The 11,552-nt window shown below is 41.6% G+C and carries 10 protein-coding genes, 1 rRNA gene and 1 other annotated feature (1 of these 12 cut by a window edge); all 11 genes read left to right on the top strand.

What is annotated here, in order from left to right:
• A 5S ribosomal RNA gene (rrf, locus tag KVT11_RS21585) occupies window positions 1-71 on the top strand; the annotation flags it as partial.
• 177 nt (window positions 72-248) lie between these two features.
• The gene (locus tag KVT11_RS18785; RefSeq protein ID WP_003217184.1) at window positions 249-713 is read left to right on the top strand and encodes a CtsR family transcriptional regulator; all 465 of its coding nucleotides are present in this window, start codon (window positions 249-251) and stop codon (window positions 711-713) included.
• Between the two features lie 14 nt (window positions 714-727).
• Window positions 728-1,285: a protein-arginine kinase activator protein McsA gene (gene mcsA, locus KVT11_RS18780; RefSeq protein ID WP_007496258.1), complete on the top strand. Its 558-nt coding sequence runs from the start codon at window positions 728-730 to the stop codon at window positions 1,283-1,285.
• Window positions 1,286-1,289: 4 nt separating this feature from the next.
• On the top strand, window positions 1,290-2,381 hold the full coding sequence (mcsB, locus tag KVT11_RS18775) for a protein-arginine kinase McsB (RefSeq protein WP_008345444.1): 1,092 nt from the start codon (window positions 1,290-1,292) through the stop codon (window positions 2,379-2,381).
• Window positions 2,378-4,813, top strand: a complete 2,436-nt coding sequence (clpC, locus tag KVT11_RS18770; protein ID WP_007496263.1) for an ATP-dependent protease ATP-binding subunit ClpC — start codon at window positions 2,378-2,380, stop codon at window positions 4,811-4,813. Before mcsB ends, clpC begins: the two co-directional genes overlap by 4 nt.
• Before the next feature lie 93 nt (window positions 4,814-4,906).
• Window positions 4,907-6,286 carry a DNA repair protein RadA gene (gene radA, locus KVT11_RS18765; RefSeq protein WP_017359160.1) on the top strand — a complete coding sequence of 460 codons (1,380 nt, stop codon included), beginning with the start codon at window positions 4,907-4,909 and terminating at the stop codon, window positions 6,284-6,286.
• Window positions 6,287-6,288: 2 nt separating this feature from the next.
• The gene (disA, locus tag KVT11_RS18760; RefSeq protein WP_007496267.1) at window positions 6,289-7,368 is read left to right on the top strand and encodes a DNA integrity scanning diadenylate cyclase DisA; all 1,080 of its coding nucleotides are present in this window, start codon (window positions 6,289-6,291) and stop codon (window positions 7,366-7,368) included.
• Window positions 7,369-7,521: 153 nt separating this feature from the next.
• A complete protein-coding gene (locus KVT11_RS18755) occupies window positions 7,522-8,622 on the top strand; it encodes a PIN/TRAM domain-containing protein (RefSeq protein WP_003217214.1) in 1,101 nt (366 codons plus the stop codon).
• Window positions 8,623-8,635: 13 nt separating this feature from the next.
• Window positions 8,636-9,325 (top strand): 2-C-methyl-D-erythritol 4-phosphate cytidylyltransferase, encoded by a 690-nt coding sequence (ispD, locus tag KVT11_RS18750; RefSeq protein ID WP_008345432.1) that lies wholly within the window; start codon window positions 8,636-8,638, stop codon window positions 9,323-9,325.
• Window positions 9,326-9,328: 3 nt separating this feature from the next.
• Window positions 9,329-9,805: a 2-C-methyl-D-erythritol 2,4-cyclodiphosphate synthase gene (gene ispF, locus KVT11_RS18745; protein ID WP_007496273.1), complete on the top strand. Its 477-nt coding sequence runs from the start codon at window positions 9,329-9,331 to the stop codon at window positions 9,803-9,805.
• Between the two features lie 94 nt (window positions 9,806-9,899).
• Window positions 9,900-11,351 (top strand): glutamate--tRNA ligase, encoded by a 1,452-nt coding sequence (gltX, locus tag KVT11_RS18740; RefSeq protein WP_008345431.1) that lies wholly within the window; start codon window positions 9,900-9,902, stop codon window positions 11,349-11,351.
• Window positions 11,352-11,552: a binding site (T-box leader), on the top strand (it continues 29 nt past the right edge of the window). It abuts the gene before it with no gap.

Here is an 11,552-nt window from a genome sequence, read left to right as displayed (position 1 = left end):
ACGGAAGTTAAGCTCTTCAGCGCCGATGGTAGTTGGGGGTTTCCCCCTGTGAGAGTAGGACGCCGCCAAGCTTTTCAAAGGATCAGTTCCAATCGGAACTGGTCTTTTTTGTGTTTTTGGGACGTTTGGCACCAGATAAATGTGGAAATAATATTGTTAGTTGAGCGATTATCTTGAAAAATCGATCGAAAAAATTTATAGTAAGATTAAAGTCAAATATAGTCAAAGTCAATGGAGGAGGAGGCGGAGTGGCACAAAATATTTCTGATATCATCGAGCAGTATTTGAAGGAAGTCTTGGATCAGAATGGTCGAGAAATATTAGAAATTAAACGCAATGAAATTGCAGATAAGTTTCAATGCGTACCTTCACAAATTAACTATGTTATCAATACACGCTTTACGAGCGAAAGAGGTTATATCGTCGAAAGTAAGCGTGGCGGCGGTGGCTATATCCGTATCATTAAAGTCAAAATGAATGATGAAGTCGATTTATTGAACAACATTATTTCCCAAATATATCATCGTTTATCACAGGCTGCATCTGATCATATCATCATGCGTCTTGTTGAGAACAACATTTTATCCGAAAGAGAAGCAAAGATGATGATTAGTGTCATGGACCGTTCTGTTTTACACATTGATTTACCTGAACGAGATGAACTGAGAGCTCGGATGATGAAAGCGATGTTAAATGCTTTGAAATTAAAGTAAAGCGGGTGAAAAGATTGATTTGTCAAGAATGCAATGAGAGACCAGCCACTTTTCACTTTACGAAAGTAATAAATGGAGAAAAACAAGAAATGCACATATGTGAACAATGTGCAAAAGAAAACAGTGATTCATATGCTATGAGTGGAAACCAAGGTTTCTCGATTCACAACTTATTATCAGGCTTATTGAATATTGATCCTAGCTTTACCACAAGTGCGAATAAAGGATCATCTATTTTTCAAGAGGCAAGAGAAGTGGATCAATGTCCTAAGTGTGGCTTAACTTTTCAGCAATTCAGGAAAACAGGCCGTTTTGGCTGTGCAGAATGTTATCGAACCTTTGATCAGTATTTAAATCCTGTTTTAAGGAAAGTCCATAGTGGAAATACAGTCCATAATGGAAAAGTCCCTAAACGGATTGCCGGTAGTCTGCATGTTCGCCGGAAACTTGAGTTAATGCAGCAAGAACTGAAGCAGCTGATTGAACAGGAAGAGTTTGAAAAAGCAGCGGAAGTTCGAGATCAAATTCGTGCGTTAGAGCATGAGCAATCTCAGCAGAGGGAGGGAGATTAACGACATGTCGCTCCAGCATTTTATTCAAGACGCATTAAGTCAATGGATGAAACAGAAAGGACCAGAAAGTGACATTGTTCTAAGCAGTCGTATTCGGCTGGCACGCAATCTAGAGCATGTTCGTTTCCCAACTCAGTTTTCTCAAGAGGAGGCTGAAGCTGTTCTTCAGCAATTCGAGCAAAAGTTTGCGAGCCAGGAAGTGAAGGACATTGGAAACTTTGTTCTGATTCGAATGAATGACACGCAGCCTTTGGCTAAAAGGGTACTTGTTGAAAAGCATTTGATTAGCCCCAATTTAGCAGAATCAAGATTTGGAGGCTGTTTGCTTTCAGAAAATGAAGAAATCAGTGTCATGCTGAATGAGGAAGACCATATTCGTATTCAATGCTTGTTCCCAGGATTTCAGCTGGCTAATGCACTAAAAGCAGCTAACCAAATAGATGACTGGATTGAAGAGCAAGTGGATTATGCGTTTTCTGAAAAGCGAGGATACTTAACGAGCTGTCCGACCAATGTAGGTACAGGTATTAGGGCTTCAGTCATGATGCACTTACCAGCATTAGCCCTGACAAGACAAATGAATCGCATTATTCCTGCAATTAATCAATTAGGTCTTGTGGTCAGAGGAATTTATGGTGAGGGTAGCGAAGCAATAGGAAACATCTTTCAAATTTCAAATCAAATGACACTGGGTCAATCAGAAGAAGATATTGTAGATGACTTGAATAGTGTGACGGCGCAGCTCATTGAACAAGAGCGATCTGCACGTAAGGCATTATATCAGACGTCTAAAATTGAACTTGAAGACAGAGTGTACCGTTCCTTGGGGATTTTGGCTAATTGTCGCATGATTGAATCTAAGGAAACGGCTAAGTGTTTGTCAGATGTGCGACTTGGAATTGATTTAGGTATCATTAAGGGGCTTTCAAGTAATATACTGAATGAACTCATGATTTTGACACAGCCTGGCTTCCTTCAGCAATATTCAGGAGGAGCCTTGGAACCAAATGAAAGAGATATAAAACGAGCAGCAATTATTAGAGAAAGGCTGCGCTTAGAAATGCATAGGAATGGACAGGAGGATGAAACGATATGATGTTTGGAAGATTCACTGAAAGAGCTCAAAAGGTATTAGCACTTGCACAAGAAGAAGCCATTCGCCTAGGCCATAAGAACATCGGAACAGAGCATATTTTACTTGGTCTTGTACGTGAAGGTGAGGGCATCGCCGCAAAAGCATTAGAAGCACTGGGCCTTGTTTCAGATAAAATCCAAAAAGAAGTCGAGAGCTTGATTGGAAGAGGGCAAGAGGTGTCTCAAGCTATTCCTCATTACACACCTAGAGCGAAGAAGGTTACGGAGCTTTCTATGGATGAAGCGAGAAAGCTTGGTCATTCCTATGTAGGGACAGAACATATTCTTTTAGGTCTTATTCGTGAGGGAGAGGGGGTAGCTGCCCGTGTCTTAAATAACCTCGGAGTAAGCTTAAATAAAGCACGCCAGCAAGTATTGCAGCTTCTAGGCAGCAATGAAACGGGTGCATCTGCGGCAGGATCTAATAGCAATGCCAATACACCAACTTTAGATAGCTTGGCAAGAGACTTAACGGCTATTGCGAAAGAGGACAGCTTGGACCCTGTGATTGGCCGTAGCAAAGAAATTCAGCGTGTCATTGAGGTCCTAAGTAGAAGAACAAAGAATAACCCTGTCTTGATTGGAGAGCCTGGTGTTGGTAAAACAGCGATCGCAGAAGGCCTCGCACAGCAAATTATTCACAACGAAGTGCCTGAAATTTTGCGTGATAAACGAGTCATGACACTTGATATGGGAACCGTTGTAGCGGGAACGAAATATCGTGGTGAATTCGAGGATCGTTTGAAAAAAGTCATGGACGAAATCCGTCAGGCTGGAAATATCATTCTCTTCATTGATGAGCTTCATACACTGATTGGTGCAGGAGGAGCAGAGGGTGCGATTGATGCCTCTAATATTCTAAAACCATCTTTAGCACGTGGTGAGCTTCAATGTATCGGGGCAACAACGTTAGATGAGTACCGTAAATATATTGAAAAAGATGCTGCACTTGAACGTCGATTCCAGCCAATTCAAGTGGACCAGCCATCTGTTGATGAAAGTATTCAAATTTTAAGAGGGCTTAGAGACCGTTATGAAGCACATCACCGTGTGTCTATTACAGATGAAGCCATTGAGGCGGCGGTAAAGCTTTCTGATCGTTATATCTCTGATCGTTTCCTTCCAGATAAGGCGATTGACTTAATTGATGAGGCGGGTTCAAAAGTTCGTTTACGTTCTTTCACAACACCGCCTAATCTAAAGGAACTTGAGCAAAAGCTGGATGAAGTACGCAAGGAAAAGGATGCAGCTGTTCAAAGTCAAGAATTCGAAAAAGCCGCTTCTCTTCGTGATACGGAGCAACGTTTGCGTGAAAAGGTAGAAGTGACGAAGAAATCTTGGAAAGAAAAGCAGGGACAAGAGAATTCAGAGGTTTCTGTGGATGATATCGCAATGGTTGTTTCTAGCTGGACGGGAGTACCTGTTTCAAAAATTGCTCAAACAGAAACAGATAAGCTTCTAAACATGGAACAATTGCTCCACTCTCGCGTCATTGGACAGGATGAAGCAGTTGTTGCTGTTGCAAAAGCTGTAAGACGTGCCCGTGCTGGACTAAAAGATCCGAAACGTCCGATAGGCTCCTTTATTTTCTTAGGGCCAACAGGTGTTGGTAAGACTGAGCTTGCAAGAGCACTCGCTGAGTCTATCTTCGGTGATGAAGAAGCGATGATTCGTATTGATATGTCTGAGTACATGGAAAAACACTCGACTTCAAGACTTGTTGGATCACCTCCAGGCTATGTGGGCTATGATGAGGGCGGTCAGCTGACTGAAAAAGTGAGAAGAAAGCCGTATTCTGTCGTGCTTCTAGATGAGATTGAAAAGGCGCACCCTGATGTGTTTAACATCTTACTTCAAGTGTTAGAAGATGGTCGTCTCACTGATTCTAAAGGTCGTACTGTTGACTTTAGAAATACGATTTTGATTATGACTTCAAACGTTGGAGCTAGTGAGCTGAAGCGCAATAAATATGTTGGCTTTAACGTGCAGGATGAAAGTCAAAATTACAAAGATATGAAAGGCAAAGTAATGGGTGAGTTGAAACGTGCGTTTAGACCGGAGTTCATCAACCGTATTGATGAAATCATTGTCTTCCACTCACTCGAAAAGAAACATCTAAAAGAGATTGTGTCTCTCATGTCTGATCAATTGACAAAACGACTAAAAGAGCAGGACCTTTCAATTGAATTGACGGAAGCAGCAAAAGCCAAGATTGCCGACGAAGGCGTAGATCTTGAGTATGGTGCTCGTCCGTTAAGAAGAGCGATTCAAAAGCACGTCGAGGATCGACTTTCTGAGGAATTGCTGAAAGGCAATATTGAAAAGGGCCAACATATCGTATTAGATGTAGAAGATGGAGAAATTGTCGTAAAAGCAACGGCTGCTACGAACTAATATAGTAAGAAAAAAGTGTGAGGCATACCAGTAAGTTGGATGCCTCCCTTTACTTATTTTCTGACCAGTATAAGGAGTTGTATTCTTCAATCTATGGCTAAGTCAAAATCAAAATTTATATGCCAATCGTGCGGTTATGAGTCAGCCAAATGGATGGGGAAATGTCCCGGCTGCGGCACTTGGAACAGTATGACAGAAGAGGTCGTTCGTAAAGAGCCGGCAAATCGTCGAAGTGCGTTTAATCATTCTGTTCAAACCATTCAAAAACCTTCACCTATATCTGCAATTGAAACATCCGAAGAACCCCGAATTAAAACGAATTTAGAAGAATTTAACCGAGTATTAGGAAGTGGAATTGTCAAAGGTTCACTCGTTCTTATTGGCGGTGATCCTGGGATTGGGAAGTCCACACTATTATTACAAGTTTCAGCACAGCTATCAGATCAAAATCAGAATGTGTTATACATATCTGGTGAGGAATCAATCAAACAAACGAAGCTTAGGGCGGACCGTCTCGGTATTGAAAGTGCCTCTTTACATGTTTTGGCTGAAACCGATATGGAGTATATAACGTCTGCTATACAAGAGATGAAACCCGCTTTTGTTGTGGTCGATTCAATTCAAACCGTTTATCAAAGCGATATCACGTCAGCTCCTGGATCTGTTTCTCAGGTGAGGGAATGCACTGCCCAGCTGATGAAAATTGCCAAGACGAATGGTATTCCTATTTTTATCGTTGGTCACGTGACGAAGGAAGGCTCGATTGCTGGGCCGCGCCTTTTAGAGCATATGGTGGATACAGTTCTTTATTTTGAAGGGGAGCGCCATCATACGTTTCGTATTTTACGGGCAGTGAAAAACCGTTTTGGTTCAACGAATGAATTAGGGATTTTTGAAATGAGAGAGGAAGGGCTCACAGAGGTATTAAACCCATCAGAAATCTTCTTAGAAGAGCGGTCAGCAGGTGTATCTGGATCGTGTGTTGTTGCCTCAATGGAAGGAACAAGACCTGTTCTAGTGGAGATACAAGCACTTATTTCACCGACGAGCTTTGGGAATCCACGGAGAATGGCTACTGGCCTTGATCATAACCGAGTGTCATTGCTTATGGCCGTTTTAGAAAAACGGGTAGGGCTGCTGCTGCAAAATCAAGATGCCTATTTAAAGGTCGCAGGTGGTGTGAAACTTGATGAACCAGCGATAGACTTGGCTATTGCCGTTAGTATTGCATCAAGCTTTAAAGATGCAGCGCCGCATCAAGCAGATTGCTTTATAGGAGAAGTGGGTCTGACGGGAGAAGTCAGAAGAGTATCAAGAATTGAACAGCGTGTGCAGGAAGCTGCTAAACTAGGATTTAAACGAATGTTTATTCCTCAGGCGAATATAGATGGATGGAAAAAACCGAGAGGGATTGAATTAGTCGGTGTAGAAAATGTAGCAGAGGCACTTCGTATTTCACTAGGGGGATCATAGAAATGGAAAAAGAGAAAAAAGGAGCGAGAGAAGTCGATCTCTTAGATATTGTCCAGTTTGTGGCACCGGGGACACCCCTGCGGGCAGGGATTGAAAACGTCCTAAGAGCCAATACTGGAGGGCTCATTGTTGTTGGTTATAACGATAAAGTGAAAAGTGTGGTAGATGGAGGATTTCATATTAATTCTGCATTCTCCCCAGCACATTTATATGAATTGGCGAAGATGGATGGGGCGATTATTTTAAGTGACTCTGGTCAAAAAATCTTGTATGCGAATACACAGCTCATGCCGGATGCAACCATTCATTCATCAGAAACAGGCATGAGACACCGAACGGCTGAACGTGTAGCAAAGCAGACAGGCTGCTTAATCATTGCCATTTCTGAACGTCGGAACGTCATTACCTTATACCAAGGGAATCGACGATATACGCTGAAAGATATTGGTTTTATTTTGACGAAGGCCAACCAAGCGATACAAACACTTGAGAAATATAAAACCATTTTAGATCATGCCATTTCTGCGTTAAGCGCCTTAGAATTTGAAGAGCTTGTGACCTTTGGTGATGTATTATCCGTGCTGCATCGTTATGAAATGGTACTTAGAATCAAAAATGAAATCAATATGTATATCAAAGAGCTTGGGACAGAAGGACACTTGATCCGTCTGCAAGTCAATGAGCTGATTACAGATATGGAGCAGGAAGCGGCTTTATTTATTAAAGATTACGTGAAAGAAAAGATCAAAGATCCATATGTGCTGCTGAAACAGCTCCAAGATATGTCGAGCTTTGAACTTTTAGATGACTCTATTTTGTACAAGTTACTCGGCTATCCAGCATCTACAAATATTGACGAATATGTGTACACAAGAGGATACAGATTACTTCATAAAATCCCTAGATTGCCTATGCCGATCGTTGAAAACGTGGTCGAAGCATTTGGTGTGCTAGATCGAATTATGGAAGCAGATGTACAAGATTTGGATGAAGTAGAAGGAATTGGAGAAGTAAGAGCGAAAAAGATAAAAAAAGGATTAAAAAGACTGCAAGAAAAACATTATATCGACCGTCAGCTATAAAAAGAGAAATTTTTCTTAAATACGGTTAAAAATGGATGAATATGGGTATATTAATGATGGTTTTGTTTTCTGTTCATGATGATAGGAAACTTAAGCATATATCAATGTCAGATGAAGGTGGATTGACAGATGAAAAATAAAGGAGGTGAAGGTATGTTAAAAAGAATCGTTCAGGCGTTTTTTATCATTTTCGGTGCAGTTGTAGGGATTTTTATCATTCCAGAGTTATTTCTGCTGTTAAATGTGAAGGACATACCTTTCATAACAAATGCTTACTCTTCAGCACTAATAGGAGCCGCTGTGTTCTTTATCATTGGTAAATGGTGCACAGGCTATGTGGTTAATTGGGTGAAATGGATCGAGGATTCTCTATTGAAGGCGCCTCTTCCTGATCTTATATCTGGAAGTTTCGGTTTAGTATTTGGACTTATTCTAGCATATCTTATTGTAAACGTGATCCCGCTAAACAATATCCCATATCATATTTTTGGTACCATTATTCCGATTTTCCTGGCTTTCTTTTTAGGATACCTTGGATTTCAGGTAGGGTTTAAGAAGAAGGATGAAATGATGGGGCTGTTCTCTCGATCTGCAAAGGTCACAAAGAAAAAAGGAGCAGCTGATGATGAACCTGAAATAGAAGATAAAAAGCTGAAAATTTTAGACACAAGTGTTATCATTGATGGAAGAATCGCAGATATTTGTCAAACTGGATTCCTAGAAGGTGTGATGGTCATTCCTCAATTTGTACTCGAGGAATTACAGCATATTGCAGACTCTTCTGATGTATTAAAGAGAAATAGAGGCCGAAGAGGTCTTGATATTTTAAATCGTATCCAAAAAGAACTGGATATTAAAGTTGAAATTTACGAAGGTGACTTTGAAGATATTCAAGAGGTTGACAGCAAGCTTGTGAAACTCGCTAAGTTAACTTCAGGTGTTGTTGTGACAAATGATTTTAATTTAAATAAAGTATGCGAACTTCAAAAAGTAGCAGTGTTAAACATCAATGATCTAGCCAATGCAGTCAAACCGGTTGTACTGCCTGGGGAAGAAATGAAGGTACAGGTCATCAAAGACGGGAAAGAGCATAACCAAGGTGTTGCTTACTTAGATGACGGTACGATGATTGTGGTCGAAGAAGGACGCAATTATATTGGAAAAGACATTGATGTGCTCGTCACGAGTGTGCTGCAAACTGCTGCTGGAAGAATGATTTTTGCGAAGCCAAAACTTCTGGAGAAGGCGCTCTAAAGGGAGAACGAACATGTATTATGAAGTAGTTATTCCGGCTGCGGGGCAGGGGAAGCGAATGAAGGCCGGCCGCAATAAACTTTTTATTGAATTGAAAAGAATGCCGGTCATCATCCACACACTGAAGGTGTTTGACGCTCATTCACAATGCAGACGCATGATCTTAGCGATCAATGAAGAAGAGCGTCGTGACTTTGAAAGGCTACTGAAGGTACACGCTTTTCAAACGCCTGTTTCACTTGTCACTGGCGGTGAAGAACGGCAGCAAAGTGTATACGAAGGATTGAAGGCTGTGCAAGATGCGGACATCGTGCTTGTTCATGATGGCGCAAGGCCTTTTATTAAGCATACACAGATTGACTTGCTCGTTAAAGCAGCGATTGAAAAAGGCTCCGCAGTCGTAGCGGTACCAGTGAAAGACACAATCAAACGCGTTCAAGAAGGCAAAGTGGAACAAACCATTGAACGTCAGAGCTTGTGGGCAGTCCAGACCCCACAAGCTTTTCGTCATTCTATTTTAAAAGAAGCGCATGAACATGCGGAGCGGACAGGCTTTCTTGGAACAGATGACGCCAGTCTTGTGGAACAATTACACGGTGAGAGTGTGTATATTGTCCAAGGAGACTATACCAATATTAAACTGACAACACCGGATGATTTATTGGTTGCCAAGGCAATTATGGATGCGGAAAGAGGGTACTAGAACATGTTTAGAATAGGACAAGGTTTTGATGTACATCAATTAACAGAGGGAAGACCTCTTATTATTGGCGGTGTGACGATCCCTTATGAAAAGGGTCTACTTGGGCATTCAGATGCGGATGTACTGCTTCATACTGTGGCGGATGCCTGCCTAGGTGCGATTGCAGAAGGAGATATCGGCAGACATTTCCCAGACACGGATCCGGAGTTTAAAGATGCAGACTCTTTTAAATTACTTCAGCACGTGTGGGCGCTTGTAAAAGAAAAAGGCTATACACTGGTGAATATCGATTGCACGATCATGGCGCAAAAACCAAAGATGGCACCTTACATTCAGCCAATGTGTGAGAAAATCGCAGAAGCCCTTGAGGCAGATGTCACACAGGTGAATGTCAAAGCAACAACGACAGAGAAACTTGGATTTACAGGAAGAGGCGAAGGAATTGCCTCTCAAGCAACCGTACTTCTTCAGAAAAAGTAAAATCCATTTTGATGAGAATGGGTTTTGATGATAAAATACGTTTATAAAAAATTGGTGTCAGACAACATGATGCAGATGAAAGGAAGTTAAACTCATGGGAAATGAAGTGCGTGTTCGTTATGCACCGAGTCCAACTGGTCATTTACATATTGGGAATGCTAGAACGGCTCTTTTCAACTATTTGTTCGCACGCAGCCAAGGCGGCAAATTTATTATTCGAATCGAGGATACGGATCAAAAGCGTAATGTAGAAGGCGGAGAAGAAAGCCAGCTTCGCCATTTGCAGTGGCTCGGGATTGATTGGGACGAGAGCATTGATAAAGATGGGGGCTACGGTCCTTACAGACAATCAGAGCGTAATGATATTTACAAAAAATATTATGACGAGCTGCTAGAGAAAGACTTGGCGTATAAGTGCTATTGTACGGCTGAAGAACTAGAAGAAGAGCGTGAAGCACAAATTGCCCGCAGTGAAATGCCTCGATACTCTGGTAAATGCAGTCATTTATCAAAAGAAGAAGAGGACAAGCTGATTGCTGAAGGAAGAGAGCCAAGCATCCGCTTCCGAGTGCCTAAAGGAGAAATCATCAAATTTGACGATATGGTCAAAGGCGAGATTTCATTTGAAACAGACGGCATCGGTGACTTTGTTATTGTGAAGAAAGATGGTACACCAACGTATAACTTCGCTGTAGCGGTGGATGATCATTTGATGAAAATGACTCACATTCTTCGTGGTGAGGATCACATCTCGAATACACCTAAACAAATTATGGTCTTCAATGCATTTGGCTGGGATGTTCCGCTGTTCGGACATATGACGCTGATTGTAAACGAGAACCGCAAGAAATTAAGCAAACGTGATGAATCAATTATCCAGTTCATCGAACAGTATAAGAACTTGGGCTATTTACCAGAAGCTTTGTTTAACTTCATTGCACTACTTGGGTGGTCTCCAGTTGGCGAAGAGGAACTATTTACAAAAGAGCAGTTCATCGATATTTTCGATGTCAATCGACTTTCTAAGTCACCAGCTCTATTTGATATGCATAAACTAAAATGGGTCAATAACCAATACGTGAAAGCACTTGATCTTGATCAAGTTGTGGCACTTACACTTCCACATCTTCAAAAGGCAGGCAAGGTAAGCGAGCAGCTGACAGACGAAGAAAACACGTGGGTGCGCAAACTCATTTCTCTATACCACGAGCAATTGAGCTACGGAGCAGAAATTGTTGAGTTAACAGAGTTGTTCTTTAAGGAACAAATTGAGTATAATCAAGAGGCAAAGGAAGTTCTTGCAGAAGAGCAAGTACCAGAAGTGATGGCTTCGTTTGCAGGTCAGCTTGAACGTCTTGAGTCTTTCACACCTGATGAAATCAAGGCTGCCATTAAAGCTGTGCAAAAAGAAACAGGGCATAAAGGTAAGAAACTATTCATGCCAATTCGTGTGGCTGTCACTGGACAAACGCATGGCCCAGAGCTTCCGCAAAGTATTGAACTACTAGGTAAAGAGACGGTATTAAACCGCATTAAACAAATATAAGGAAAATCGTTGCGAGGGAGAAGTACAATGTTTTCGCCTATCACAGAAAGAGTCTTCACCGGCTGAAAGAGACTTATGGGCAGACGTTGGAAATGCACCCTCAAGACCCTTGAGGAACACGTATGTTAGTATGCAAGGGCGGTACCCTCCGTTATGGGATGAAGTTGAGAAGGCTGCGAAATGAGGGCTTTCTAAACAGAG

It is taken from the genome of Bacillus sp. GbtcB10 (genome assembly GCF_019091365.1).
In the GTDB taxonomy this organism is placed as follows: Bacteria; Bacillota; Bacilli; order Bacillales; family Bacillaceae; genus Bacillus; species Bacillus altitudinis.
The sequence above is the reverse complement of the archived record's forward strand: the minus strand, read 5'-3'. Positions and strand labels throughout refer to the sequence as shown.

What these genes read in the sequence shown, in the direction of transcription:
- ispD (WP_008345432.1), top strand. Translation starts at nt 8,636, where the DNA reads ATGTATTATGAAGTAGTTATTCCGGCTGCGGGGCAGGGGAAGCGAATG.
- clpC (WP_007496263.1), top strand. Translation starts at nt 2,378, where the DNA reads ATGATGTTTGGAAGATTCACTGAAAGAGCTCAAAAGGTATTAGCACTT.
- KVT11_RS18755 (WP_003217214.1), top strand. Translation starts at nt 7,522, where the DNA reads ATGTTAAAAAGAATCGTTCAGGCGTTTTTTATCATTTTCGGTGCAGTT.
- ispF (WP_007496273.1), top strand. Translation starts at nt 9,329, where the DNA reads ATGTTTAGAATAGGACAAGGTTTTGATGTACATCAATTAACAGAGGGA.
- gltX (WP_008345431.1), top strand. Translation starts at nt 9,900, where the DNA reads ATGGGAAATGAAGTGCGTGTTCGTTATGCACCGAGTCCAACTGGTCAT.
- radA (WP_017359160.1), top strand. Translation starts at nt 4,907, where the DNA reads ATGGCTAAGTCAAAATCAAAATTTATATGCCAATCGTGCGGTTATGAG.
- mcsB (WP_008345444.1), top strand. Translation starts at nt 1,290, where the DNA reads ATGTCGCTCCAGCATTTTATTCAAGACGCATTAAGTCAATGGATGAAA.
- disA (WP_007496267.1), top strand. Translation starts at nt 6,289, where the DNA reads ATGGAAAAAGAGAAAAAAGGAGCGAGAGAAGTCGATCTCTTAGATATT.